This window comes from Chryseobacterium sp. GQ58, assembly GCF_059758895.1.
On the sequence record NZ_JCAXEH010000003.1, the window covers coordinates 620,656 to 647,022 of the forward strand.

Sequence of the window (26,367 nt, forward strand, 5' to 3'; positions counted from 1 at the left end):
ACATCGTTTTTTCAAATTATTAGTATTTTTACTCATGCCTATTGAAACACTTTACAGAGACTCGGGATGCGAATGGATAGACGTGGAAGCTCCTACGCCCGAAGACATGAAATATCTTCACGAAAGATACGAAATCAACAATCTTTTGCTCGAAGATACGATGGATCCCAATCACCTTCCGAAATATGAAGAAGACGGACATATAAAATTCTTTTTGCTGCGCGAAAGCACCGAACTTGAGAGAAAAAATCTCAATACAGTAAGTGATATCAGTACCAAAATGGGCATTTTTCTTTTAGAGAATGTGATTATTACAATCCACAGGATGAAAAATAAAAGCATTGTGGAAACAAAGAAAAGACTTTCCACAGCGAAAGAAGAGACCACATCGCATCAAATTGCTTTAATGCTTGCTTTGCTGATTATGAAAAGCTTCGATGATGAATCCGTAAGCCTGATGGAAACAATGGATAATATCGAAAATGAAATTTTCCTTAAAAACACCAATCACACCAACCAGATCAGAAGATTATACAAACTAAAAAGAAAATCAGGATTAAATTCGCGTGTTCTGACGATTTCGAACGATGCGATTGACAAGTTTAAACTTCTTAATCTTCAGGATTCCGAAGTCGTCGATCTCAAAGACAAACATAAAGATGTGGTTGCAGATTTTGATCATTTAAACGGCCAAATCACCAACCTTATTTCGATGTTTTTGGCTTTATCTGATCAGAAAGCCAATCAGGTGATGAAAGTATTGGCTATTTATTCGGTCTACTTTTTACCGATCACTTTTATTGCAGGTTTATACGGAATGAACTTCGATAATATGCCCGAACTGAATACAAAACACGGATATTTTTACACGTTGGGCGTGATGGCTTTGATTGTCATTTGCACATTTATTTATGCAAGAAGGAAGCAATGGTAAATTAAGCGTCATTGCGAGCCGAAGGTGAAGCAATCTCAATAACTTTAGTAATTAAGATAAGATACTGATAATGGTTTTTAAAATGTTAATTGAAAAGAGTTTTTAATGCAAATATTTTTATTTAAACTTTTTATTTTAGTTATAACTTAATCATAACTCAGATTATTTAATTTAAAGATTGCTTCGTCGCTTCACTTCTCGCAATGACCTCAACACCAAACACCAATTAATCATGAAAACAGAAACTCTTCAAAAAATCCTTGAGGACGGCACACTTTTTCCGAGTTCCAAGGAAAAGCTTCAATCTCTGCATGAAAATATATCAAACAAAGAATTTTCGGATCTTCTCGACGCTGAAGGCAATCAGTATATCGAATTTGTACAGGAAGGCGGCGGCGTTTGGGGCAGCGCACTGGTAGGATATCTTTATGCTTTGGAAATTTTCGGAATCCGCTTCCTGAAAGTTGCAGGCACAAGCGCCGGAGCCATCAATACGATGTTGATTGCGGCCTGCAAAACAAAAGAAGAAGCTAAAACCGAGGTGATCAAAGACATTCTTTTTAATTGGAATTTTGCAGATTTTATGGATGGCAAGCCGTATGTAAAAACGATTATCCATGCTATTTTAAATAACAAAAATTTCTTAAAAACCAATGCTATTATTGCTGTAATTATCATGCTGCTTCTTGTGATTGCACCGTTTGCAATTCCTTCGCAGAAAATCTGGGAAGCCAAACTTCTTTTCCTTGTTCCGCTGATTCCCGTGATCATCAGCTTTTTTTGTCTAAAAAAATTATACAATGATTTCAGGAAAAGCAACAGCGGACTCAATCCCGGAAATACTTTTCTAAAACAAATGACAGAAGTAATGAACGGATTCGGAATAAAAACCGTTGCCGAACTCAACCAGAAATTCATTCAAAAAGAGCATGAAATGAATCTGAACTACCGATACGGAAACGGCATGGAATATTACACCAATGCGCTCAACGCTATTGAAGATATCAAGATGAATAACCTTGAACATATCGACGAAACCCGGTACAGAATATTTTTTGAAAGTGCCGAAAACAATGATTATTACAAAAACAATCCGTTTTACCAATTGCAGTCTGAATATATCGTAGTCACAACAGATATTAATGCCAAAATAAAGGTTGAATTGCCTACAATGGCCAATCTTTACTGGTCGGAAGAAGAGCTGAAACACATCAGTCCGGCGGAGTTTGTGCGGGCTTCAATGTCTGTACCCTTCTTTTTTGAACCGATGCAGAAAAGAATCAACAAAGATGATGATTCGGTAAAGTATGCCTGGAAATTCTGGATGAATACATCGCCGGAAAACATCTATCCGGTCGGTATATTTATTGACGGCGGCAGTATTTCCAACTTCCCGATCGATCTTTTTCACATGGATGATATTTTCTATCCCAGGCTTCCGCTTTTTGGCGTTCAGCTTACCAACGACTCAGAAATTTTGGGCGAAAAAGGCAAAACAAGCGAACAGATTTTGAAAACTCCCCTATCCTACGCCGGAAATATCATCGGGACTTTAAAAGGCTTCAACGACAAATCTTTTCTTACCAAACATACTTTTTATCATCTTTTCAGCATTAAATCCGTCAATTGCGGTACAAGCAGCTGGCTGAATTTCTTTATGAAAAGAGAGGAAAAAGAACAGCTTTTCAACACCGGGTTTGTTGCCGCATTAGATTTTCTCAATCAATTTGACTGGGCAAAGTATAAATACGAAAGAATGATGGTTTCCATGAAAGATAAAAAGATTTTGAAGGAGGAAGATACGAAAACGGTGGGGTGAGAAAAAATAACAATTAGAAAATAAATAATGCTAAAAAATAATGTCATAAAATTAATAACAGGAAAATATCATTTAATACTTCTTATATTGACAGTTGGGTTAATTATTTTTGGATTAGTTCATGAAAAAATATGGATTAGACAGATGTTGAAAAAATCGAAGTATACAATTGGTGTTGCAACAGCAGATTGGCATCACAAGAATAATAATGGTGTTGGAACAGATTACAAATATCACTACAATAGCATAGATTATTCTTCTACTATAAGTCATTCATACAAAAAAGGAGATTCATTTTTAATAATTTTTGATTCTCTTAAACCTAAAAACAACCAAGTCTTTTGGTTTTATTCCATAGAAAACTATCTTAATGATTTCAAGATTCCCAAAAATGGATGGAAATACAATGAAGTTCCATTTAATATTGATAGCATTGAAATCAGAAATAAACTGATAGACTAAATAGTTTTCAAGCTACCGCAATATCACGTTTGTGCTTTTAAAAAACATCTATGAATTAAAGTATAAAACCTCCAAACTCCATTAAAAGCACAAGCAATCTATTTGTATAACCCATCGTTTCCGCCCACCATCACAAATTTCCGGTTGATAACCGAAACGATTCGGTTGTTTAGGGAGACGATTCGGTTCTTGACCATAAACTTTCGGTTTAGAACCCAAACGATTCGGTTGGGAACCGCAAAGATTCGGTACAAGACCGAAACGATTGGGTGAATAACCAGAACGACGGTCAAAACAACCGAAAACCGACCGCTAAAGAACCGAAACAGGGGCGTAAATCACCTAAAAATTGCAGTAAATCACCCTATCTATTGCATTAGAAACCACAAAATATCATTAACAACTTATAAGGGTCAAAAAAATCCCCAAACACTTAGTTTGAGGATGGTAAATTTTAATTGCATTTATCAATTTTACGATTCCGGTGTATCGGTATTTGGTTTTGCAGATGATCCGCTTCTTCCAAAAAACTGTTTCAGATCGGCATGCTTGGTTTTAAAACCTGGCGCTGAGCCTCCGGCTTTATAGGCCGTGAATCCGTAATCTTCCAATGCTGCCTGATAATTGTCGTAATCGTGAAGTGTTTTTGCATCGACCAATTTTGTGATCAGATTATCCAGCCTTGAAACCATGCCTTCCAAATTTTTTCGGGAGTTGTAATCATTCTCAAATTCTTGCCAGTCTACTTCGGGCACACTCAGGTTGGGCTGGGTTTTGTTGTAATCGTACACCTTGTTTACCAAAAGCTTGTTTTGCTCGTTGATGCTTCCGTAGCGTTTACGATCCTGCGGTGAAAGATTGAAGTTGAACTCACCAAGGGCTGTTTCCAAAGCTGTAATTGCATCAAGTATTGATGTCAGTTTTGCATCGTTTAAATGCACATTGTTTAAATTTGTAATTCCCATCATTTATGATTTTATAGGTTAGTATTATTTACAATAGTTAAATTTATACCTTTATTTAATACTAATGCGGAAAAATATTCATTAAAATGATATTTTCGATTTTTACACATACTTTATGAATTTAATATACACAAGAGATTTCTAATAAAGGTGTTCATAGATTTCTCCTTCGTCGAAATGACACATTAGGATTTAAAAATAGCTCTGTCATTCTGAAAGCAGCGAATCGAAATGAAGAATCTAATTTTTGTGGGTGCTAACTTCAATTAAAAAACTGTAGTTTTGCAAAGATGTCAAATGTAAAATTCCATAATAAAACATATAAAGCTATTATTCTGATGCTTGTTATGTTTTTTTCTTTATCGCCTTGTACGGTGAAGAGAGATTTGTTGGCTATATTTGACATTCAGCACATCAGCTCTTTCAACAAAGTAAAAACAACACCTGCAGGTTCTTACAGCTGCGACAGCTTTGAAACATCATCCCGGAAAATTTCAATTTCAAAATCTGATCTTGCGTCTAAAAAATATATTGTTTTTAATGATTTAAGTTCTATTGTTTTTCCACAGAAAGATTCATTTTTTCAGAACAGATATTTTTGGTTTATCACCGGAAATAGCCCTCCGAAATATATTTTATTTAAACGGTTGAAGCTGGATATGATTTAGATTTTCCTCTAATCATTCTTAAATCAATCATTTATTAAAATAATTTCAATGAAAAATAATATGACTAATCAGCCAACCGATATGGCTGGTTTATACACTTTATCTATCCGTCTGGTTATTGGCTGGACTTACTTTTCTGCCTTTTGGCGCAGGCTTATTCTCGAAAACAAACTTATCCCTGACGAAGCAGGATATATCGGAGAAAAGTTTAATCATTTTTTGCCTAATGCTTTAGGAATAAAGCCGATCATCGAATATCTGGTGACGCATCCGGAAACTCTTCAAATTTCTATGATAAGCTTTACCATTATTGAAGGTATTGTAGGTTTATTCATCATTCTCGGTTTGTTCACAAGATTGATGAGTATCGGAGTTTTTGGCCTGGCCATGGGAATTTTATTAGGTTCCGGATGGCTCGGTACAACCTGTCTCGACGAATGGCAAATAGGCGTTTTAGGGATCGCTTGCGGATTTACTTTATTTTTAACAGGAAGCGGTTCTTATTCTTTAGATCAATATTTTTTAAACAAAAATGCAGATTTTGTTCATAAAAAATGGTTTAAATGGTTGGGATCGGGAACGCTTCCGGTTTCAATGCCGAAACATTTGGTTTTGATAGGTTCGGTTTTTATTTTGGGGCTTACCTTATTTACCAATCAGTATTTTCATGGCGGGGTTTGGGGAACTCTGCACAACAAATCTGTAAAGCCAAAAATTGAAGTTTCGAATTTCTCTTTGGAAAACTCAGATTTGAAATTTGAAGTGTACAGAACTGAAGGTGTAGACGTTTACGGTTCGTTCCTGATCGGGATTCAGATGCTGGATAAAAACGGAAAGGTTTTAAAAGAATTAAACCAAATTGATCTTTCAAAATTTAAAAAGGAAAATATTAATAATCATTATGTCGCAAAAGTAAAACCGGGCAAACACAGCTTGATCATTCCACTTGGATCGAAAGCTGATCTTACTATTAATATTGATGATATTCTGATTCAAAAAGAACATATTCATAGTTTGAAACTAATTGATATCAGTGGAATTGAATGGACTTCTAAAATAAAATAATTTATGTTTAATATTTTTATTCATATTTAAAAATATATTGATTATGATAAAATATTAATATTCTTTAAAACAATTATTTTATAATTTTACAATACATAATAATTACATATGAAAAACTCAATTCTTCTACTTTTTGCATTGACTGTGATGACTTTTGGATCTTTTCTGAATGCCCAAAAAATTGACGACGGTGAAACTATCGACGTCAACGGCATGAAAGTCACTTATAACATTACCAATAAAGAGAGCGTACAGGTTGGCGGAAAAGCCTTTGACCGCTATAAAGTCTCTGCTTCTGTACAAAATGTATCCGATAAATCGTATAATATCAGACTAACTTCATTTCCACAAATAACAACCAACATTGGAATCGTAGAACTCGACTGCATCAATGCAACCGGAGCAAAACTGACTTCTAAAAAGATACAGCTGAAAATGAAATCCCAGATTATCAATGTAAGCTATTCGGCTTATGACAAATCCGGGAAATCTACGACAAACATTATTCCTGTAACCGGAAGCTATTATTTCGATGCCGGAGATACGATCAGTGACAATGCTATTTTTATTGTGCCTGCAGGTGAAAAACCTGAAGTGAATGTAAGGAGTTTGAAATAAATTAATTTCTAAAAACAGTTTAATTATACAAAACCTCTGAAAATTTTCAGAGGTTTATATTTTAATGCATTGCTTCACTTAAATCTATTTTTTCTTTGCTTTTCCGTTCTCTGATAAACAAAATAAACGGAATACAAATCAAAAATACTACACCCAAATATAGGAAAACATCCATATAAGAAAGCACCGTTGCCTGCTTGGTGACCGAAAGATCGAGCACTTTGTAGGCGGCATTCATCGCTGCATCGGGAGACATTCCTTTGGCTATGAAGCTGGCTTTTAAGCCTGCCAGTCTTTGCTGAACATCAAAGCTGTTGCTATCAAGATGCGAAATTAAATTCACCCTGTATTTCTGGCTTGCATTAGCAATGAATGTGGTAATAGCCGCGATCCCGAAAGATCCTCCAAGCTGTCTCATCATTCCTGTAAAAGCAGCGCCTTGTCCGATTTCCTGCCCTTTTAATGTGCTTAATGATAAAGAAGTGATCGGAATAAATAGTAATCCTAATCCCATTCCTCTTACAATCAGCATCCAGAAAAATGCATCTTTACTTGTATCGGGTGTCAAAATTTTGTAACCCCAGAAACTATAAATAAAGAATATAAACAATCCCAAAGACACCAAAATCTGCTGTTTTGCTCCTTTCGTAAGCAATCTTCCGATAATCGGCATCATGAAAGCGGTCGTCAAAGCTGCCGGAATCATCAATGCGCCGGACTGTAAAGCCGTCCAACCCAAAATACTTTGTGTATATAAAGGAACAATAAATGTTGACCCATACAAACCAAATCCTAAAACAAAGGACATGACGGTTCCGATCCTTAAATTACCATTCTTCAAAACACGAAGTTCCACAATAGGATATTTAAATGTCAATTCACGCCAAAGGAAACATATAAATCCTAAAACAGCTGTTGCGGTAAAGGTGACGATCATTCCGCTTTCAAACCAATCTTCTTCATGACCTCTTTCCAAAATAAACTGTAATGAGCCAACCGTCAATGCCAACAACATAATTCCCAGCCAGTCGACGTCTGAAGCTTTGCGTTTTTCAGCAAATTTCGGGCTTCTCACAAACTGTAACGTCATCAAAGTTGCTGCAATCCCAATTGGGATATTAATATAGAAAATATACGGCCAGCTATAATTGTCTACAATATAACCTCCCAACGGCGGACCTAAAGTCGGGCCGATAATCACTCCCAAACCATAAATCGCCTGCGCCATACTTCTTTTTTCAATCGGATATGATTCTGTAATAATGGTTTGCGAAGTTACAAGCAACGCTCCGCCTCCGATTCCCTGACAAAGTCTGAAAAACACGAGCTCCCAGATATTATCGGCATTTCCGCATAAAAAAGAAAATATGGTAAATATCACGATCGAAGCCGCAAAATAATTTCTTCGCCCAAACTGTTGAGACAGCCAGCTCGTCATCGGCACTACAATTACGTTACCGATCGCATAAGCCGTGATTACCCAGCCTACTTCAGAAAGCGTGGCTCCAAGGTTACCTTTCATTTCGTTGAGGGCAACGTTTACAATCGTGGAATCCACAATTTCCAGCAAAGCACAAAGAATAGCCGTGATCGTAATGATCACTCTTCGGGCTCCGTATTCTACTAATGAATCTTGCATAGTTTTTTACATTGTAAAAAAAGTGAACTGTCAATGGTCAATCAACTTCGTTGTCAATTTTACTACTTCATTTCAAAATCAACATTATTGTACTACTTCATTTCAAATCACAATTGACTTGCTTCAGCATTATTGACAATTCACTTATTTCAATATTATTTTAATAAAACTTCTGCTTTTACATTCATTCCTGTTCTCAATCTTTTAGCGATATTTTTATCAAGATTGATGAAATCAATTTTTATCGGAAGTCTCTGCACCACTTTTACGAAGTTTCCACTTGCGTTGTCCGGAGGTAAAATAGAGAATGTAGAACCTGTTGCCGGTGAAAATGAACTTATTATCCCTTCAAAATCCGTATCTGGAAAAGCATCAATTTTAATATGTACTTTTTGTCCTTCCACCATTTTAGCAACCTGAGTTTCTTTAAAATTTGCAATTACCCACTTCTGATCGCTTTTCACTAGACTGAATAATTGTGAACCGGCCTGCAAAAATTGCCCCGCCTGAATTGGAACTTTCCCTACAAAACCATCTTCAGGAGCAAGAATTACGGTATAAGAAAGATTTAATTTTGCGCTTTCAACATCTACTTCTCTTTGCTTGGCTACTGAATTGGCAACCGAAATCTGTTGAGAACTTGCTTCCGTTTGAGATGATGCAATACCCGTTTGTTGCGCAATCTGATTTCTTGTATCTACCAAAACCTGTAACTGCTTATCTGCAGATTGTTTCGCCGCCAAAGCCTGCTCATATTGCTGCTCTGTAATCGAGTGATCTTTTACTAAAACTGAATATCTTTTTAAATCCTGAGAAGTTTTCCAAACGTTCACTTTTGCTGCTTCAATTTGTGCATTTGCTGTTGCTACAGCTGCCTGCGAACTGCTGATATTCTTTGAAGTCGCGTTGGTAGAAGACTGAGCCGATGAAATATTGCTTTTCGCAGTTAATAAAGCCGCCTGAGCCTGCTCCAAAGCCATTTTCTGATCTTTATTATCTAAAATAACCAAAGTATCGCCTTTTTTTACAAACTGATTATCTTTTACTTTTACTTCAGCTACATATCCTGAAATTTTAGAAATTACCGGATTCATATTGGATGCAATTTGCGCATCATCGGTTTCTTCGTGTATCTGGCCATAAGAATATGCTCTGTAACCATAAATTCCGCCGCCAACTAAAATAACGGCTAAAATAATAGGGAAAAATAAACTTTTTTTCTTTTTAGGTTCAGTTGTTTTTGTGTTATTATTTTCCATTGGATGTATCGTTCTTATTTGATTGTTAAAGTTCCTGTAGTTTGTAATAGTTTTCTGTACGCCAATGCTGCATCTGCTTTTGCGTTAATCACTCCGACATTTGCTGAAATCTGCGCTGCATCTGCATCTAAAAGTTCAGTCATTGTTGCAAGGCCGTTATCAAATTTATTTTTAGTAATTCTGTAATTTTCGTTGGCTTGAGCTGCGGATTTTTCAAAAACGGCAATTCGCTGTTTAGAGTAATCTGAATTTTGATATTCTCTGTTTACTTCGAGCTTTATATTATCATTTAATAATTCATTGGTGGCTTCCAATTGCTTTTCTCTTGCTTTAGACTGTTTCAGAGACGAATTTTGCTTCCAAAGATTTGCCAGATTATATTGCACGCCAACTCCTACGTTTACTGCATTATAAATAGTTAAAAATTTCGGAGCATCCGCTGCTACATAGCCTCCGGTAAGCGCAATTGTTGGAAGGTTTTCAGCTTTTGCCGCTTTGCTTCCCAATTGTGCAGCTCTTCTCTGCTGATCTAAAGCCTGCAAATCTTTACGATTTTGTTGAGCTTCGTTTAGATAATACGTTACAGGTTTTGCCTCCTGAATTTCATCGATATAATTGGGATCCACCTCCAGTTCTGTCGCTTCGGGAAGTCCTAATAAAAGATCCATATTAATATTGGCGATATTGTAATTATTTTTTGCTTCCAGAAGCTGCAATTCAATGTTTGAAGTCTGAAGATTTGCTTTTAAACGGTCATTTCTTGCAATGACACCATTATTTTCAAGCTTAAGAAAAGTTTCATCTCTTTTTGAAGAAGCTGAAAGGTTTTCTTCTAAAACTTTAATTGCCTGATTGGCCTTAAACAGATTATTATAAGCCTGAGCCACATTATAAGCAATAGAAATCTTGTCGTTTTCCGTGCTTAATTTTGAAGCTTCTACAAGATATTTTGCAGATTGTATTCCGTATTTTATTCTTCCGCCAGCGTATAAAGGCATTGAAAGGCTTGCTTGTCCCAAAAAGACCGAGCTCGGAGCACCAACTCCGCCTCCGCTTGCAGCACCCGATTCTTCTAGAAATTTCAGATCTACTTTTGCATTCGTAAGACGCATATAACTTCCTGAAAGATTAAAATCCGGCAATTGCCTGTTTTTGGCTTCCAGAAGATCAGCGGTAGCTTCTTCTATTTTGGCGGCATCAATTTTTAAATTTTTACTGTTTTGAATTCCCAGTTGCACAGCTTCATCAAGCGTAATCTGTTTTTTTTCCTGAGCATTGGTGTAGGCTATTCCTGCAAACAGAAACAGCGCAATTACCGAATTATTTATTGTCTTCATAACCTAAAAGGTCTTTTAATATATGTTTTATATGTTTATTAAGCTCTGTGTAATATTTCTCTTCAAAAGCTTCCTCATCTTCTGTATTATTCAGGAATTCTTTGTACATTTCTTTTGCGTTGGAGGCATAAAACAACGTTCCGCTTACCGTAGAATGCAGCAGATAAATAGGTGGGTTTTTAGTAAAAATTCCTTTCTGACGACCACTTTCCAGGATTTTAGAATACATGGTGATAAAACCTAATTTAGTTTGTTTAAGAAACTCTAAAATTTGTGGATTTTCTGCATGAAGCTGTTCCCTTTGCATGATTCTGTAAAAACATTTGTGATGTCTCACTCTTCCCGCAAACTGATCTACTATTTTCTCAATTTTTTCCCATTCGTTGATATCTGTTCGCTCAATAATATCTTTAGAAAAAAACTGGCCTTCATTCATTCTGTATTCTACCAATTTCTCATACAATTTTTCTTTTGAGCCGAAATAATAAGAAATCATCGAAATATTGACTTGAGCAGCCTTTGAAATTTCCCTTGTAGAAGTTCCCTGAAAGCCTTTTTCTGCAAAAAGCTTTTCGGCAGCAAACAATATATTTTCTTCTTTTGAAATCATAAGTATTGTGTTTTGAAGGTGCAAATGTACACAAGATTTCAATAAAATCAAACGATTGATTGATTTTTTATCTAAAATTTAATTATTCGTAAAATAACATATTGAAAATCATTAAATTGGAAATTAAGAAAACAACTGTAAAAAGAAATATACAAATAATTAAAAATAAGAATTAGCCCTTAAATAGTTTACTTTAAGGCTGAAAAACATTCCGGAAAAGCTGAATTATGAATTTTTATGAATATATCTTGATAATTTTATTCCTAAATCTGTCCAGACAATTTTAGGATTTCCATTTCTGGTCAAATGCAGATCTGCTGTATTGATTTCTTCTAAAATATTGATAATATTAGCACCACTTATAAACTTTGAAAATCCTGCCCAGTTAAAACCATTCGCATCGATTTTTTTGTAAACCAAATCTTCAGACTGGTAATTTTGGAGCAAAGCCAATCTAAAAATCTCAGAAGAATAATTGAGAAAGTTTTTTTGTTTTTCCCTGTTCCAGCCTGCAATTTCTCTTGCCCAAAGAATTATATTTTTCAGGAATTCGGGTTTCTTTTTTACTTGAAAAGCATCACGGACCCATTGTACGAAAAGTCTTTCAAATTCAGGATTTTTTATTTCAGAATTAAGAAATTTTATCGCATCATTCAAATTACCTTGAGCTTCATAAGCAACGGATTTTGCCTGATCATCTGAAGCTGAAAAATGATCTTTTAAATAGTTTTTCAGATCTTCATCAGAAATTCTCGGCACTTCGATGATTTGCGTTCTGGAAATGATCGTCGGTAAAATATCGTCTGCACTTTCAGCAGTTAAAAGAATAACAGTTTTCGCAGGCGGCTCTTCCAAAAACTTAAGAAACTTGTTTGAAGCAGCAATATTCATTTTATCGGCTCTCCAAACGATGAGAATTTTTGTTCCGCCTTCAAAACTTTTTAAGGCAAATTTTTGATTTTGATCATCAATTTCATCAGCTGAAATGAATAGCTGCTTGTTTTCAGAATCTAAAAAAGCCGTCCAGTCATCGTAGCTTGCATACGGAGATTCTAAAATCATTTCTCTGAATTGTTCAAATTTATTCTTGCTCAGCGAATTCTTGTTGTCTGTGAAAACCGGGAAACAAAAATGAAGGTCAAGATGATTGAGATGCTCTACTTTTGAAGCGGCATTTTCATTTTCTCTGTTAAGGATTTCTTTTGCATAGGCCAAAACCAAAGGCAAAGTCCCGTATCCTTCTTTTCCGATAAAAAGCTGGGCGTGGCTTACTCTGTTTTCAGTAATGCTGTCTTTAAGAAGTTTCTTCAGATTTTCCTGTCCGGCGATGTTTTCCCAATTCATGTTTCAAAGATAAATAAAATTGCGAAAGTTGTAATTCGTGAATTGTGAATTTTCCTCCGCAATTGAATTGTTAATTTATAGGAAATGTTGCCAAGTTAAAATTTGCAGCAAAGCAAATACATTATTCAAAATTCACTATTTTCGCCCTTAACAAACTTTAACCTCGTTTAATTTTTACAATTCATTAATATTTAAGATATTTGCGCATTATTTTAAAAATCTAGAATGAAAAAAATTTTTGTACTATCATTCATTTCGGTTGGGTATTTCCTTAACGCGCAGAGTTTGAGCAATTCACCCTATGCAACTTATGGAATTGGGGATGTAAAATATGATAATACGATTGAAACTACCTCAATGGGTGGTATTTCGACTGCTTATATAAGTGACTTCAGCAGCAACTTTAATTTCGGAAACCCTGCCAACAACAGCAATTTCGATTTGACAAGTATAAAGCTTGAAGCTACCAACGAAAATAATTACTTTAAAACTGATTATAATAATACAAAGTCTACCAAACATTCTACGTATTTATCAAATATATCGCTGGCTTTCCCTATTTCTTCAAAAATAAAAATGGGGCTTTTGTATCAGCCATACAGCTCAAAAAGCTATGATATCATTCATACAGAAGAACAGGCTGACGGAACTATTTACGGGAACCGTTTCAAAGGAAGCGGAACACTGAATACCGCTCAGGTAGCACTTTCGTATAAAGTGAATTCCCAGTTTGCTGTCGGTATACGTGCCAATTTATATTTTGGAAATCTGTATGACCTTAATGAATTCACGGCTTCAAATGCCGAGCTTATTAATGGATACGAAACCAAAAACAGCATCAAAAACTTAAATTTCACTTTAGGTACAAGCTACCAAAATATCAATACTGCCAACGACCGCAAGTTTACGGTTGGAGCAACAGCTACTTTTGGTAACACAAGCAATATGACTACCGAGTATACAAACAGCACTTATTATTACACCGACGGTGAAGTAAGAGCCGGCGTTACTCCTATTGAAACTAAAAAAACCAGCTCTAAAAACCTTTTACCTTTACAAGCATCGGTTGGTGTAGGTTACGGAAGTGAAAACGAGTGGTTTATGTCTGCTCAGGTTGATTATAAAAAAGGTGAAACGATAAGTTATTTTGGAAATACTTATAATTTTAAAGATTCATACAGGATCTCTGCCGGAGGTTGGTATTTGCCAAATTACAATAATTTTAGAAGCTATTTTTCAAGAGTTGTCTACCGTTACGGAGCGTTTTATGAAAAAGGAAATCTTGAGATTGCCGGAAACAACATCAATAAATTCGGGGTTTCTGCAGGAGTAATGCTTCCATTCAAAACAAGCAGCATTACAAGAATGAGCGGCTTGGAAATAGGTGTTGAGCTTGGAAAAAGAGGCACTTTGAAAGACAATCTGATCAATCAGAACTTTATCAATTTAAAATTAGGATTCAACTTTGCTGATAAATGGTTCAGAAAATCTCTTTACAACTAATGAAGTTGATCTCAAACATATCATATAAAAATATAGCATACCTTTTTAGTTGTGCTATATTTTTTATATTCACCTCCTGTGAGGAAGATCTTACCAAACAGAGCGGTAGCCAAAGCACAAATTTTCCTTCACAGATCATTAATAATGCTAAAATTGTACAGAGAGATTCAGGGTTTGTAACACTAAAGGCTACTGCGCCTATCATCGAACAATATCAACTGATCGACAGCCCTTACACGGTTGCAAAACGCGGAATAAAAATAGAATTCTTTGATAAGAAAAACCCTAAAAAACCAGGAAATATTACCGCTAAATTTGCAAAAATCTACGAATACAAAAAATTCTATGAGGCGAGAGGCGATGTAAAGATTTTGACCAGCGACGGACAAAGATTTGCTACTCAAAGTGTTTTTTGGGATCAGAAGAAGAAAAGAATTTACACGAGAGATACCGTATACGCTACGATGGAAGACGGCTCTACGCTTGTGCATGCCAACGGAATGACAGCAAAAGATGACTTCTCTGAATATACTTTTTACAATAATTCAGGTGATCTTGACATCAGCAAAACTAAAATTGCAGAATCTAAAAAATAAGCTTTAAATATGGTTTTTCAAGCAATCGGATTGATGTCGGGAACAAGTTTGGATGGTTTGGATATTTGCCTGAGCAGATTTGAAAAACAAGATTCTTCCTGGAAATTTGATATTTTAAAGGCCGAAACCATTCCTTATTCCAAAATTTGGGAAGAAAAACTTCGAAATTCTATTCATTTATCTGCTGAAAAGCTTTTAGAATTAAATTCTGATTACGGCTTTTATTTAGGAAAAACTGTTAAACAATTTATTTTAGAACACAATCTTAAAAATATTGATATCATCGCATCTCACGGCCACACTGTTTTTCATCAGCCTCATAAGAAATTTACTTTACAAATTGGTGACGGGCGAGCTATTAAATTGGAAACAGGATTGCCTGTTGTTTATGATTTCCGTTCTCAAGATGTTTTAATGGGCGGAAACGGAGCTCCGTTGGTTCCAATTGGTGACGAGCTTCTATTTTCACAATATGATGCCTGTCTGAATCTGGGAGGCTTTTCAAATATTTCTTTAAAAATAAACAATCAAAGAATAGCTTTTGACATTGCGCCGGTAAATATTGTTTTAAATAAATTAGCTCAAAATTTCGGCCACAACTTTGATCAAAACGGAGATTTGGCTAAACAAGGTGATATAAATAACGAATTATTGAACCAATTGAATTCATTGGAGTTTTACAGTCTTCCTCATCCAAAATCTTTAGGTATTGAATGGTGTAACGAAAGTATATTTACCGTTTTTGAAAATATTAAAGCTATTGATTTGTTGGCAACATTTACCGAGCATATTGCACAACAAATTTCAAATGTAATCAACCATTATCAGCTGAAAAACATTCTGATTACCGGCGGCGGAACTTACAATACTTATTTAATCCAAAAAATAAAGCAAAATACCGCATCAGAAATTATTATTCCTGAAAAAGAAATCATTGATTTTAAAGAAGCCTTAATCTTTGCTTTTATGGGAGTTTTAAGGTTAAATAACGAAATTAATGTCCTTTCTTCTGCAACCGGAAGCGCGCAAAATCACAGTTCTGGAATCATTGCATAAACTCGAATTGAAAGTTAAATTTCAAATTTACCTAAACTTTATTTTTCAGAAAGTTCATTTTCAGCTTCTTTATTGATCTTAAAAGGAATTTCCGGTGCATTTTTATAAAGTTTCAATTCAATAATATCCGAAGGAAGATTAAAGTCTTTAGCGGCCAACGCTTCTTTCACTTCTCTTATGATCAATCCACGCAAAATCATGGAAGCTTTTCGATAATCTACGGTATAAACCCAGAAAAAAACTTTCAGATTGACCGTGCTGGTCGCCAGATTGTCTTCGATAACATAGTTTTCGTGTTCAATATCTTTTACAATTTCTTTATTTTCATCCAAAACTTTTTGGATCACATTTTTTGCAGATTCAATATCGTCTTCATATCCAATACCAACCACAAAATCCAGTCTGTAAAAGCCATCTGCTGTATAATTTTCGACCGGTTTGGTAAGAACATCGCTGTTTGGAATGAAAATATCCCGACCGTCAAACGTCTTTATATGGCTATAACGAAAACTCAACGCCTTCACTCTTCCGAAGATATTATCAATTTTTATTGTGTCATCAATATTAAAAGGACGGTTGAAAGCAAGAATAATTCCCGCCAGAAAATTTTTACCAATATCCTGAAAAGCAAAACCTAAAATAATGGCACTTCCGCCTACCGCTGTGAGAAGTCCGGCAGCTAAACCATCTAATCCTGCAATACGCAAAGCAAGCATTATTGCAACTATAATAAGGATAAGTTTCACGGCTTGCGTCAAGAACTTTGACATCAATGGATCGTCAGATTTTTTTAGAAATTGTCGTCTGTAAAAATTGGTAAGCAACTGAGCGATCAAAACGCCTAAAATCACCACCAATAAAGCTAAAGCAAGACGCGGAAGAATATTTAAAAATTCTTCATAATAATTGTTGAGAGATTTTTGAATAGTTTCGGTGGAAGACTGAAATAAGAAAATCATATGTGTTTTTCTTATAAATATAATAATTATATATAAATTTTACAATAATAAGCTTAATTAATTATTTTATTACCACCATTTTAAAATTTTAAAATAAAACTTTAATAAACAAAATCATTTTTTGACAGTTCTGAAATATTAATTTATTATGCAGAATTCAAAGTATAAAAAAACCTCCATTACTGAAGGTTTGATCTTATTTATAATCTTCAATCTTATCCGTTAAGGTATTGATGAAGTTTTGAAGCGGCTTTTCAACCATCATCTTAATGAAAGGATTAAATTTTCCTTCAAAAAGCATTTGAACTTCCGTCTGATTTTCATTTATGGGTTTTAAAGTCGCCGTCAATGAAAAATCTAAACTTGAGCTTGCAGATTTCAAAACTGCTTTTTCATCGGTCACTTCATCTATTTTCAAAGCAATTTCGGGCATTCCCTGAAGTCCGAATTTGAATCCATCTTCTCTGGTTTCAAACTTCTGAAGACCATCCGGCATAAATTGTTTGTAATTTTCCGGTGTTTTTAGCAGTTCAGATAGTTCTTTAGATGATTTATTGACAATAATTTTTCGTCCTTCTAAATTCATTTTTTATTTTTGTATTTAAATTCTTACAAATGTATAAAGTTTTTGTGAACGAAAAAAAATTATTGCTCTCTAAGCAGCCTCAAGACTTAGAAAAAACATTAAAATTCGACAGTTTCACAACTTTAGAAATAGCATTGGATCTTCTGCAAAATACTTCGGTAAAAAATCTGAATATTTATGGTGAAGAAATTGATGAAATTTGGAAAGAATTTAATACGCTTTTCAGAATTATTGAGGCAGCAGGCGGAATTGTGAATAGACCCAACGGAGATATACTTTTCATCAAAAGATTAGGAAAATGGGACCTTCCGAAAGGCAAGATGGAAAAAGGTGAATCCCGTGAAGAATCTGCTATCAGGGAAATTGAAGAAGAAACCGGTCTGAAAGATGTTGAGCTACTCGATTTTATCAACACAACTTACCATATTTATACTGAAAGAAACGGCGACAGAGTTTTGAAATACACGCATTGGTTTGAAATGAATTTTAATGGAGAAGACACTTCAAAACCGCAAATTGAAGAAGGAATTACCGAAGTTGCATGGAAAAACACTTCACAGATTGAAAATGAAGTTTTTCCGAGCACTTTTAAAAATATTAAACTTATTATTAAAGAATTTTGGTCAACAAAGGCTAAATAAAATCAATCGCCTTTTCCAAAGAAATCCCTCTTGACGCTTTTAATAGAATATTTTCTGACACAATTTTGTCTAAAGTAAGATATCTTATAAATTCCGCTGTATTTTCGAAAGACTTTGAAGAATCATTTACTTTTTTAAAATATTTTCCAACCGTAATTATTTCATTGAAGCCTAAATCGTGAGCAAGTTTGAGAATATTCTGATGCTCTTTTTCACTTTCATTTCCCAATTCCAGCATATCACCAATAATGATGGTTTTTGTCCCTTCAAAAGTAATAAAATTGTTCAACGAAGCCGCCATTGAGCTCGGATTTGCATTGTAAGTATCCAAAACTAAAGTTTTATCACCTTTTTTAACAATTTGGGAACGCATATTGGTTGGAGTATAATTTTCAATCGCATTCTTTATTTTATTAATATCAACACCGAAATATAGCCCGAAACTAGCCGCAGCACAAAGATTGGTGAAATTATAATCTCCTGTAAGCTGTGATAAAATTTTAATATTATTAAAATCTAAACCTACAAAATGTTCATTAGAAAATATCTCAAAAAAATAATCGGAATCTCTTTTTCCAAAAGTAATTTTTGATGGGTAACCAGTTGTTTTTTCAACCTGAATCTCATCATTTTCATTAACTAAAATTTTATGCTGATACTTTTTCAAATATTCATAAAGTTCTGATTTTCCTTTAATTACGCCTTCAAATCCACCAAAGCCTTCCAAATGCGCCTTCCCAAAATTAGTTATATATCCGAAATCAGGTTTGGCAATCGTACACAAATGCTCAATTTCTTTTTGATGATTGGCTCCCATTTCTATGACCGCCATTTCATGCTCCGGCTTTATTGATAAAATTGTCAAAGGAACACCAATGTGATTATTCAGATTTCCGTAAGTATATTGAATGTTATATTTCTTAGAAAGTACAGCATGAATAAGCTCTTTAGTTGTCGTTTTTCCGTTACTTCCCGTAAGTCCGATTATCGGAATATCCAACTGGTTTCTGTGATGAATGGCAAGATTTTGCAGGAATTCTAACGTTGAAGAAACATAGAATATATTAAGATCTTTATTTTCAAATTTTTGGTCTTCAACAATTACTGCTAAAGCTCCATCGTTAATCGCTTTTTCAGCCAGCAAGGCAGCATTAAAATTCTCGCCTGAAAAAGCAAAGAAAATATCGTTGCTCATAATTTTTCGGCTGTCGATTGTAACATTATTTGCCTTTAAAAACAACGGGTAAAACTGTTCTATATTCATGTAAAAAATATATCTTTTTTTAAGAGGTCACTGTAATCATCAAATCTATATTAGTCTTTTTTAGATTTTTCAACAAAGCGATTTCATTGTTCAAAAATAAAAAAACCTCCCGGAAATCCGGAAGGTTTTTTGTAAGTATTTTGATAAATATTATCTTCTCGTTCTACCTTTGTCATTAACTCTAGCATCTTGAGCTACACGGAAACCGACCCAACCATAACCTGAGTCTTGGTTTTTGTATCTTCTTTGTCCCGGATCAAGCCAGTAAGCTGAATCTTGCCAAGAACCTCCTTTCACTACTCTAATGTCATTTGACATAGCTGAAGTTCTGTCTTTAGTATCTTTCTGCAGTATTACTCTTCCGTTTGCATCTACAACAAACCTTTTTACAGGAGCATTATACATATTGAAAGAATTTGCAGAATCGCTTGCATTTCTATAATCTAATGAAGACTGTTTGTCACCGTCTCTATAGTTTCTGTAATCTGCAATTGTTTCTCTTTCGAACTGACCTGGTAAGTTTTTGTAAACTAATCTACCGTCAGCCAAAGTATCATATTTAATAGAACCTTCTTCTACCATTTTGTAAGTTCCGTCACCGTTTCTTACGATAGCCTGAGGCATATTTCCTCTATAATAATTGAAATCTGAAAAGTCTTCATCAATGATAGGTCTGTAAACATCAGCCGTCCATTCAGATACGTTTCCGAACATACCATATACACCGATATCGTTTGAAGGGAATTCTCTTACGTCTGAAGTTTTAGCTGCACCATCATTTTTCCAACCTGCAGGTCCAGAATAATCTCCTCTTCCTTGCTTGAAATTGGCAAGAATCATTCCTCGGTCTTTACCTTTGGTACCTCTTAGCTTATCAATTTGAGGTTGTTTTTCTGTATATAGATTATACTCTCTTTTTTTCTCCATACCAAGCGCTGCAAATTCCCATTCTGCTTCTGTAGGAAGTCTGAACTTCGTCACCATTGCTGAACTTGGAGATCTGTTGGCTGCAAGCAATCTTTGGTTGGTAGTTTTCATACCGCTTTTTTGTTGCAATCTCTGTTCGTTGATATAACCTTGCATTTCAGGATCATTCGATTTGAATTTATCCATATTGAATGCAGATCCACCTTGGTTATTGGATTCGTTGATATATAGATCTTTAGCAATGATACCAGCCTGCATTAAAGCTTTTTCATTAGCTCTGTCTGTCAACCATTCACAGTATCTGTTTGCCTGCGTCCAAGAAACTCCTACTACCGGATAATAATCGTAGTTCTGATCTCTGAAATAAGTTTCGTTAAGATCATTTCTAGATAAATTATTATCCCACAATAAAGTGTCTGGTAAAGCACCGTTGTAGATTTCCTTGAAACTAGGATCACTTGGTGGAAATACATACTTCAACCATGTAAGGTATTCGCGGTATTCGTAGTTAGTAATTTCTGTTTCACCGATAAAGAATGAGCTTACCTGCATTCTGCGAGGCGAGTTATTCCAATCGTGCATTACATCATCTTTCACTAATCCCATTGTAAAAGTTCCACCTTCTACATATACCATTCCCGGCCACCCTTTCTGCTTTTGTTGCTTTCCTGCAAAAAACCAACCCTGTTTTTCGTTTGGTTTCCAACCTGTCTTGCTGACAAACTTTTTAGTACCTCCACCTTTGTTGGTACCTGAACCACCACAACTGGTTAATGCAAGTGTAGAACTTAATGCTATTAATGAAAACAACTTTAGTTTTTTCATAGTCGATATAAATATTATTCAAAGTACAAAGAAAAAATAAATTATTCAATAAATCAAGTAAAGATTTGATTTTTTTGAAAAACGTTAACAAATTAATTTTATTGTATCGTTACTTATTATAAAATTTTCATTTATTTTGTAATTTAGAAATTTCAAAAACAAACATGAGACTAAAAATTACGTTATTTTTTTTATTAGCTTTTGTATCAACGATTTGGGGCCAGAGAATTTCCGTAGAATGGGAAGGATCAAAAATTGCAGATTTTGGTGATATAAAAGTGAATCTTCCTAATTTTAAGAATAAAGGCTTTTCTTTCAGCAGGAATAATATTTTTATAATTAACAAACAAAAAGTTGGCGAAAATCAGCTGAAGGTTACGAATCTTGTATGGGAAAATGTTTCGGAAAGAGAACTGTTTGACCTGAGAAAAGAATTGCTTCCTGATTTTGAAATTGCAGATATCAATTATCATTATGCTGAAGGAGAAAAATATGCAAGCATAAATGTTGCCTTATTCAAAAATGTAAAAGGAAAAGCACAAAGGCTTTCTTCGTTTGAAATCTCAACAACTAATTTACCTACAAATTTCAACGTTCAAAAAGTCGGAACTACAGTCAATCCTTTGGCAACCGGTACTTTTTACAAAATAAAAGTAGATAAATCGGGGATTTTTAAAGTCACTGCTCAGTTTTTACGTGATAACGGTATTAATCCATCAAATATAAATCCCAGAAATTTCAGGATTTATGGTAATGGAGGAATTATGTTGCCGGAACACAATCAGGATGTTAAATATGATGCACTTCAGGAAAACGCTATACAGGTGGTTGGTGAAGACGACGGTGTTTGGAATGATGCTGATTATGCATTATTTTATGCGCAGGGGCCAAACGGATACAATCTGTACAATACGGCTAATGGAAATGGCTTTAAAAGAACCGACACAAGAAATGACCAAAGTGAGAATTTAAAAAACATTTATGAAGATTTTTCCTATTACTTTATAAACTTTGATAAAGGGCAAGGCAAAAGAGTACAAAATGTAGATTTAAATTTGCCAGCAGCCGCTCCGATTACAAGATACGACGATTATCAGGTTATCAATAAAGATGAAAAAAACTTATTAAAAGTAGGAAGAATCTGGGTTGAAGACCAATCTTTTACTACTGAAAAAACAATAAGTATCAATACAAATTCACCTATCCAAGGCGGTGATGTGATCAGATACCGAACGCAGGTTGTTGGTTTTAAAGCTCAGCAGAATAATATAAGTTTTAGTATTAATAATCAAAATGCTTATACTTCTCCAAATGTGCCGGCAAATACATCTAATTTTTCTTATGACTTTTTTCCTATAAATTACAGAGGAACGGTTTCCAACTTAAACGGAAATCAGATTACAATAAAATATAATCCTGATATTACCGTCAACCCAAATGGAGCTTTTTATTTTGATTATCTTGAAGTACAGTATAAAGAAGATTTGAAATTCAACGGAAATCAGATGAATTTCAGGGATTTTTCACTTCAAAGCGGAACAAATACCAATTATGGTTTTAGTATTTCAAACGCAACCAATGTTGAGCAGGTTTGGGACGTGACAGATATTACCAACGCCAATAGAAGAACAAATAAAGCACCGGGAACGGCTAATTTTAATTTTGCTTATACAACTTCGGATCCTAATTTTAATAATGAATTTGTGGCTTTCCGAGCAGATGCAGCTTTTACGCCTCAATTTGTAGAAAGAATTAATAATCAAAATTTATCTGCCTTGCAGAATGTAGATTACTTGATTATTACCACTCCTGAAATGATGTCACAAGCTCAGAGGCTTGCCAATTATCATCAGACAAAAAATAATTTTGAAGTTGAAATCGTAGATGCTGCTAAAATTTATAATGAATTTGGAAGCGGAAGCAGAGATTTAACGGCCATCAGAGATTTTGTGTCAAAACTCAACAATCCGTTGGGAAGCTTAAAGTATGTATTCATATTGGGCGATGCATCTTTTGACTATAAAAACAGGATCCCAAACAATTCTAATGTTGTTTCAAGCTACCAAAGTGAAGAATCGGCCGACTTTGTAAGTTCTTTCGTTACCGATGATTATATTGTAATGACGAAACCGCAAACCGTACAATTTATAACCCACAATCTACCAGACTTGCCTGTTGGAAGAATTCCGGCTGCAAATTCTACTGAAGCAGCCAATATGATTGATAAAACATTGGCGTATTACAATTCCCTTTCCGGGCAGTCAACGCCTTTTGGAGAATGGAGAATGAAACTGGATTTTGTAGTAGATGATGATAAAGATGGTGGTGAACCTTTTCATGATGTCATGAACAATACTTTGGCAAGCACTTTTGAAGTTGCCGGAAATACAAGTCTTAAAGAATACAATGTAAGAAAACTATATCTGGACGCATTCCAGGCTCAAAGTACGGCGGGAGGACAAAGATATCCGCAGGTAAATCAGGCAATTTCAAATGATTTGGGGAACAGCCTTTATTTATTCTACTTCGGACATGGGGGAATTAATGGATGGGCGCAGGAAAGAGTTTTCTCTTTAGATGAAATTCAGAATGCCAACAATTTTTCTAATGTTTATAGCAGATTTCCTTTTGTATCAACCATTACCTGTGAATTTACACTTTGGGATGAGCCGGCAACTTTCTCCGCAGGAGAACAGCTTATGAAGCTGAAACAAGGTGGCGCCGCAGCAATGATTACATCAAGTCGTGCGGTTGGAGTAGGTTACGGAATCGATTTTACGAATCTCTACACTAAAGATATTTTTAAATTAACAAATGATGATTTCGAGACAGTCGGAAATGCTCATTTAAATGCAAAAAAACTTCATGGTGCAGATCCAAACCACATGAAAGTAAATTTCCTTGGTGATCCGGCAATGAAACTGAGCAGACCAAAAAGATTATTAGTAATTGATGGTATAGAAACTCCGGTTCCGGGATTGATAAGAGGTTTAGATTTTGTGAAAATCACGGGACATATCAATAATGCCAACGGAACTACCAATACTACGTTTAACGGCAGAGTTGTTATTAATATTTTTGACAAAAGACTTAATAAAACTACGTTAAATAATGATGGAGGCTTAACTCCGGTTTTAAACTATACCGAAGAAGGAAGTGCGATTGTAAAAGCAAGCGGAACTGCCGTAAACGGGGTTTTCACAGTTGAATTTTATGTACCAAAAGACATTAACTATGCTGTTGGTGAAGGAAGGATTTTAGGATATGCTGATAATAAATCTACCGATGTATTCAACAATCAGGCGGTTCAGGTTGGTGATATCAATCCGAACGGAATAAATGACAACGAGCCTCCAAAAGTGAAATTATACATGAACAACACCAATTTTGCAGATGGCGGAATCACAAATCAAAATCCTATGCTGTTGGCGTGTGTGACTGATGATACGGGAATCAACTCCACAGGTTCAGGTATTGGCCACGATATTACCGTGTATTTGGACGGACAGATTATCAATACAATTGTTTTAAATGACTTTTATGCTCCAGGAGAAGGAAACGGATGTCTAAGTCCTAGTTTGGCAGAATATCAAAAAGGGAATGTGACCTACCCTTTCAGAAATTTAGCAATAGGGCAACATCAATTGACTTTTAAAGTTTGGGACATAAACAATAATTCAACAACTGAAACGTTAAACTTTGAAGTTAAAGATGAAGCAGATCAGCATTTGACGATCAACAGACCGTTAAACTGGCCAAATCCTTTTACAAATAAAACATACATTCACTTCGAACATAATTGTGATGACATATTGGATGTAAATGTTCAGATTTATACAATTACAGGAAAATTGGTAAGAACTTTATCGCAGCCTGTAGTTGCAGAACCTTTCCTACAGGGCTTTAGAACGCCACGTCAGGCAATAGAATGGGATGGAAAAGACGATTTTGGCGACACAGTAGCAAAAGGTACGTATATTTTTAAGATATTTGCAAAAAGTCAAAATCAAGAAAAATGCAAAGGTAGTGCTACAGCTGTAGAAAAAATGGTACTTTTGAAGTAAAATAATAGTAATCAATTAAGAATATTAATAAAAAACTGATAATATATAAAAGACAAAATATGAATTTAACTACTAAACTGCTTTTAGGGATTGGTTTGAGTGCCGGGTTTTTAGGCTTTGCTCAGGATTTAAGTCAGGTAAGACCTGTTTTGACAGGCGCTCCATTCCTTAGAATCGCACCCGATGCAAGGTCAGGAGGTATGGGAGATCAGGGGGTTGTAACTTCTCCGGATGCTTTTTCTCAGTTCTGGAATGCAGCAAAATATCCTTTTAGCAGAACAAGCTCTTCAGTAGGTGTAAACTATACACCATACATGGGGAAACTTACAAATGATGTATTTTTGCTTTATGGAGCTTTCCATAAATTTTTAGGACAGGAAGAAAGATCCACGATCTCTGCGAGTATTTATTACTTTAATATGGGTGAGGTAGACCTTACACAATTGGTAGGAAACGAGGTAACTTCAATGGGTACTTCAAAGCCAAACGAATTCTCAATTGATGTAGCGTATGGTCTTAAGCTTTCAGATTCTTATTCCATGGCGGTTACAGGTAGATTTATACGTTCAGATTTAGCCGGAGGATTCAATACAGATACAACTCTAAAACCAGCAAACTCTTTTGCGGTTGACGTTTCAGGATATTATACTTCTCCAAGATTTTCAAGTTTCGGAGGATATGACGGTAAGTTGAATGCAGGTTTTGCAGTAAGTAATTTGGGTCCGAAATTAGACTATACAGGAGATGAAGAATCCAGATCTTATCTTCCGACAATGGCAAGATTAGGGGTTGGATATGACATGTATCTTGATGATGTAAACAGAATCGGATTAAGTGTTGAAGGTTCTAAAATCTTAGTTCCGGGATCAGAATTCGTAGGAACAGATCCAAACACGAGACAGCCGATTTACGAAGTACCAAACGTTGGTGTAATGTCAGGTATCGGAAAATCATTCAAAAATCCTAACTCTATCATGTATAGCGGTGCATTAGAATATTCTTATGACAATGCATTTGCCGTAAGAGGAGGTTATTTCCATGAAAGTGAAGAGCAGGGAGCGAGACAGTTTGCAACGGCAGGTATCGGGTTAAAATATCGTTCTTTCGGATTAGATATTTCTTACCTTATTAATATGTCTAAAATCAATACCGCTTTAGATAATACTTTACGTTTCGGTCTGACTTGGAATATCGGTGACGAAACTTCTAATGTAGATTATTAAAAA

The 26,367-nt window shown here is 35.0% G+C and carries 22 protein-coding genes; 12 read left to right on the forward strand and 10 right to left on the reverse strand.

Annotated elements, in window-relative coordinates; translation table 11 throughout:
- Positions 1-34 precede the first annotated feature (34 nt).
- From AC6CHK_RS10820 to AC6CHK_RS10830, 3 genes are all read left to right on the forward strand, one after another.
- Positions 35-934 carry a magnesium transporter CorA family protein gene (locus tag AC6CHK_RS10820; protein ID WP_498095977.1) on the forward strand — a complete coding sequence of 300 codons (900 nt, stop codon included), beginning with the start codon at positions 35-37 and terminating at the stop codon, positions 932-934.
- Between the two features lie 232 nt (positions 935-1,166).
- Positions 1,167-2,753, forward strand: coding sequence for a patatin-like phospholipase family protein (locus AC6CHK_RS10825; RefSeq protein ID WP_498095979.1), 1,587 nt, complete (start codon positions 1,167-1,169; stop codon positions 2,751-2,753).
- A 144-nt stretch (positions 2,754-2,897) separates the two neighbouring features.
- Complete coding sequence (locus tag AC6CHK_RS10830) at positions 2,898-3,215, forward strand: hypothetical protein (RefSeq protein ID WP_498095981.1); 318 nt, start codon at positions 2,898-2,900, stop codon at positions 3,213-3,215.
- 473 nt (positions 3,216-3,688) lie between these two features.
- On the opposite strand, the gene AC6CHK_RS10835 is transcribed toward AC6CHK_RS10830, so the two are convergent.
- Positions 3,689-4,180 carry a hypothetical protein gene (locus AC6CHK_RS10835; RefSeq protein WP_498096230.1) on the reverse strand — a complete coding sequence of 164 codons (492 nt, stop codon included), beginning with the start codon at positions 4,178-4,180 and terminating at the stop codon, positions 3,689-3,691.
- 290 nt (positions 4,181-4,470) lie between these two features.
- Here AC6CHK_RS10835 and AC6CHK_RS10840 point away from each other — a divergent pair, with 290 nt between their 5' ends.
- The 3 genes from AC6CHK_RS10840 (at position 4,471) to AC6CHK_RS10850 (ending at position 6,531) form a co-directional block, all read left to right on the forward strand.
- The gene (locus AC6CHK_RS10840; RefSeq protein ID WP_498095983.1) at positions 4,471-4,848 is read left to right on the forward strand and encodes a hypothetical protein; all 378 of its coding nucleotides are present in this window, start codon (positions 4,471-4,473) and stop codon (positions 4,846-4,848) included.
- Between the two features lie 48 nt (positions 4,849-4,896).
- Positions 4,897-5,913 carry a TQO small subunit DoxD gene (locus AC6CHK_RS10845; RefSeq protein WP_498095985.1) on the forward strand — a complete coding sequence of 339 codons (1,017 nt, stop codon included), beginning with the start codon at positions 4,897-4,899 and terminating at the stop codon, positions 5,911-5,913.
- A 108-nt stretch (positions 5,914-6,021) separates the two neighbouring features.
- The gene (locus AC6CHK_RS10850; RefSeq protein WP_498095986.1) at positions 6,022-6,531 is read left to right on the forward strand and encodes a hypothetical protein; all 510 of its coding nucleotides are present in this window, start codon (positions 6,022-6,024) and stop codon (positions 6,529-6,531) included.
- Positions 6,532-6,592: 61 nt separating this feature from the next.
- Here the strand turns inward: AC6CHK_RS10850 and AC6CHK_RS10855 are convergent, their stop codons facing one another.
- The 5 genes from AC6CHK_RS10855 to AC6CHK_RS10875 form a co-directional block, all read right to left on the reverse strand.
- Positions 6,593-8,170, reverse strand: coding sequence for a DHA2 family efflux MFS transporter permease subunit (locus AC6CHK_RS10855; RefSeq protein ID WP_498095988.1), 1,578 nt, complete (start codon positions 8,168-8,170; stop codon positions 6,593-6,595).
- A gap of 155 nt (positions 8,171-8,325) precedes the next feature.
- Positions 8,326-9,429, reverse strand: coding sequence for an HlyD family secretion protein (locus tag AC6CHK_RS10860; protein ID WP_498095990.1), 1,104 nt, complete (start codon positions 9,427-9,429; stop codon positions 8,326-8,328).
- Positions 9,430-9,443: 14 nt separating this feature from the next.
- The gene (locus tag AC6CHK_RS10865) at positions 9,444-10,766 is read right to left on the reverse strand and encodes a TolC family protein (RefSeq protein WP_498095992.1); all 1,323 of its coding nucleotides are present in this window, start codon (positions 10,764-10,766) and stop codon (positions 9,444-9,446) included.
- Positions 10,750-11,376, reverse strand: a complete 627-nt coding sequence (locus AC6CHK_RS10870) for a TetR/AcrR family transcriptional regulator (RefSeq protein ID WP_498095994.1) — start codon at positions 11,374-11,376, stop codon at positions 10,750-10,752. The genes AC6CHK_RS10865 and AC6CHK_RS10870 overlap by 17 nt, the downstream gene beginning before the upstream one ends.
- A 225-nt stretch (positions 11,377-11,601) precedes the next feature.
- Complete coding sequence (locus AC6CHK_RS10875; RefSeq protein ID WP_498095996.1) at positions 11,602-12,720, reverse strand: DNA polymerase III subunit; 1,119 nt, start codon at positions 12,718-12,720, stop codon at positions 11,602-11,604.
- Between the two features lie 225 nt (positions 12,721-12,945).
- Here AC6CHK_RS10875 and bamG point away from each other — a divergent pair, with 225 nt between their 5' ends.
- Genes bamG through AC6CHK_RS10890 form a run of 3 tightly spaced genes read left to right on the forward strand, consistent with a single transcriptional unit; the run spans position 12,946 to position 15,875 of the window.
- Positions 12,946-14,223 (forward strand): BamG family beta-barrel-assembly machinery protein, encoded by a 1,278-nt coding sequence (gene bamG, locus AC6CHK_RS10880; protein ID WP_498095998.1) that lies wholly within the window; start codon positions 12,946-12,948, stop codon positions 14,221-14,223.
- Positions 14,223-14,819, forward strand: a complete 597-nt coding sequence (lptC, locus tag AC6CHK_RS10885; RefSeq protein WP_498096000.1) for an LPS export ABC transporter periplasmic protein LptC — start codon at positions 14,223-14,225, stop codon at positions 14,817-14,819. The genes bamG and lptC overlap by 1 nt, the downstream gene beginning before the upstream one ends.
- Positions 14,820-14,828: 9 nt before the next feature.
- Positions 14,829-15,875, forward strand: a complete 1,047-nt coding sequence (locus AC6CHK_RS10890; RefSeq protein ID WP_498096002.1) for an anhydro-N-acetylmuramic acid kinase — start codon at positions 14,829-14,831, stop codon at positions 15,873-15,875.
- Between the two features lie 38 nt (positions 15,876-15,913).
- Here the strand turns inward: AC6CHK_RS10890 and AC6CHK_RS10895 are convergent, their stop codons facing one another.
- On the reverse strand, positions 15,914-16,834 hold the full coding sequence (locus AC6CHK_RS10895; protein ID WP_498096004.1) for a mechanosensitive ion channel family protein: 921 nt from the start codon (positions 16,832-16,834) through the stop codon (positions 15,914-15,916).
- Positions 16,835-17,030: 196 nt separating this feature from the next.
- Positions 17,031-17,420, reverse strand: a complete 390-nt coding sequence (locus tag AC6CHK_RS10900) for an SRPBCC family protein (RefSeq protein ID WP_498096006.1) — start codon at positions 17,418-17,420, stop codon at positions 17,031-17,033.
- 29 nt (positions 17,421-17,449) lie between these two features.
- On the opposite strand from AC6CHK_RS10900, the gene AC6CHK_RS10905 reads away from it, so the two are divergent.
- Positions 17,450-18,061: an NUDIX hydrolase gene (locus AC6CHK_RS10905; protein ID WP_498096008.1), complete on the forward strand. Its 612-nt coding sequence runs from the start codon at positions 17,450-17,452 to the stop codon at positions 18,059-18,061.
- Here AC6CHK_RS10905 and AC6CHK_RS10910 read toward each other — a convergent pair.
- The gene (locus AC6CHK_RS10910; RefSeq protein WP_498096010.1) at positions 18,054-19,325 is read right to left on the reverse strand and encodes a UDP-N-acetylmuramoyl-tripeptide--D-alanyl-D-alanine ligase; all 1,272 of its coding nucleotides are present in this window, start codon (positions 19,323-19,325) and stop codon (positions 18,054-18,056) included. The two genes, AC6CHK_RS10905 and AC6CHK_RS10910, sit on opposite strands and share 8 nt — an antisense overlap.
- Positions 19,326-19,475: 150 nt before the next feature.
- Positions 19,476-21,077, reverse strand: coding sequence for a gliding motility lipoprotein GldJ (gene gldJ, locus AC6CHK_RS10915; RefSeq protein WP_498096012.1), 1,602 nt, complete (start codon positions 21,075-21,077; stop codon positions 19,476-19,478).
- Between the two features lie 164 nt (positions 21,078-21,241).
- Here gldJ and porU point away from each other — a divergent pair, with 164 nt between their 5' ends.
- Together porU and porV are read left to right on the forward strand one after the other, a co-directional pair.
- Entirely contained in the window at positions 21,242-25,141 is a 3,900-nt protein-coding gene (porU, locus tag AC6CHK_RS10920; RefSeq protein ID WP_498096014.1) for a type IX secretion system sortase PorU, read from the forward strand.
- Positions 25,142-25,200: 59 nt separating this feature from the next.
- Positions 25,201-26,364 carry a type IX secretion system outer membrane channel protein PorV gene (porV, locus tag AC6CHK_RS10925; RefSeq protein ID WP_498096016.1) on the forward strand — a complete coding sequence of 388 codons (1,164 nt, stop codon included), beginning with the start codon at positions 25,201-25,203 and terminating at the stop codon, positions 26,362-26,364.
- Positions 26,365-26,367 lie beyond the last annotated feature (3 nt).

Excerpts from the sequence above, each read along its gene's own strand:
- AC6CHK_RS10820 (WP_498095977.1), top strand. The coding sequence starts at position 35 with ATGCCTATTGAAACACTTTACAGAGACTCGGGATGCGAATGGATAGAC.
- AC6CHK_RS10825 (WP_498095979.1), top strand. The coding sequence starts at position 1,167 with ATGAAAACAGAAACTCTTCAAAAAATCCTTGAGGACGGCACACTTTTT.
- AC6CHK_RS10830 (WP_498095981.1), top strand. The coding sequence starts at position 2,898 with ATGTTGAAAAAATCGAAGTATACAATTGGTGTTGCAACAGCAGATTGG.
- AC6CHK_RS10835 (WP_498096230.1), bottom strand. The coding sequence starts at position 4,180 with ATGGGAATTACAAATTTAAACAATGTGCATTTAAACGATGCAAAACTG.
- AC6CHK_RS10840 (WP_498095983.1), top strand. The coding sequence starts at position 4,471 with ATGTCAAATGTAAAATTCCATAATAAAACATATAAAGCTATTATTCTG.
- AC6CHK_RS10845 (WP_498095985.1), top strand. The coding sequence starts at position 4,897 with ATGAAAAATAATATGACTAATCAGCCAACCGATATGGCTGGTTTATAC.
- AC6CHK_RS10850 (WP_498095986.1), top strand. The coding sequence starts at position 6,022 with ATGAAAAACTCAATTCTTCTACTTTTTGCATTGACTGTGATGACTTTT.
- AC6CHK_RS10855 (WP_498095988.1), bottom strand. The coding sequence starts at position 8,170 with ATGCAAGATTCATTAGTAGAATACGGAGCCCGAAGAGTGATCATTACG.
- AC6CHK_RS10860 (WP_498095990.1), bottom strand. The coding sequence starts at position 9,429 with ATGGAAAATAATAACACAAAAACAACTGAACCTAAAAAGAAAAAAAGT.
- AC6CHK_RS10865 (WP_498095992.1), bottom strand. The coding sequence starts at position 10,766 with ATGAAGACAATAAATAATTCGGTAATTGCGCTGTTTCTGTTTGCAGGA.
- AC6CHK_RS10870 (WP_498095994.1), bottom strand. The coding sequence starts at position 11,376 with ATGATTTCAAAAGAAGAAAATATATTGTTTGCTGCCGAAAAGCTTTTT.
- AC6CHK_RS10875 (WP_498095996.1), bottom strand. The coding sequence starts at position 12,720 with ATGAATTGGGAAAACATCGCCGGACAGGAAAATCTGAAGAAACTTCTT.
- bamG (WP_498095998.1), top strand. The coding sequence starts at position 12,946 with ATGAAAAAAATTTTTGTACTATCATTCATTTCGGTTGGGTATTTCCTT.
- lptC (WP_498096000.1), top strand. The coding sequence starts at position 14,223 with ATGAAGTTGATCTCAAACATATCATATAAAAATATAGCATACCTTTTT.
- AC6CHK_RS10890 (WP_498096002.1), top strand. The coding sequence starts at position 14,829 with ATGGTTTTTCAAGCAATCGGATTGATGTCGGGAACAAGTTTGGATGGT.
- AC6CHK_RS10895 (WP_498096004.1), bottom strand. The coding sequence starts at position 16,834 with ATGATTTTCTTATTTCAGTCTTCCACCGAAACTATTCAAAAATCTCTC.
- AC6CHK_RS10900 (WP_498096006.1), bottom strand. The coding sequence starts at position 17,420 with ATGAATTTAGAAGGACGAAAAATTATTGTCAATAAATCATCTAAAGAA.
- AC6CHK_RS10905 (WP_498096008.1), top strand. The coding sequence starts at position 17,450 with ATGTATAAAGTTTTTGTGAACGAAAAAAAATTATTGCTCTCTAAGCAG.
- AC6CHK_RS10910 (WP_498096010.1), bottom strand. The coding sequence starts at position 19,325 with ATGAATATAGAACAGTTTTACCCGTTGTTTTTAAAGGCAAATAATGTT.
- gldJ (WP_498096012.1), bottom strand. The coding sequence starts at position 21,077 with ATGAAAAAACTAAAGTTGTTTTCATTAATAGCATTAAGTTCTACACTT.
- porU (WP_498096014.1), top strand. The coding sequence starts at position 21,242 with ATGAGACTAAAAATTACGTTATTTTTTTTATTAGCTTTTGTATCAACG.
- porV (WP_498096016.1), top strand. The coding sequence starts at position 25,201 with ATGAATTTAACTACTAAACTGCTTTTAGGGATTGGTTTGAGTGCCGGG.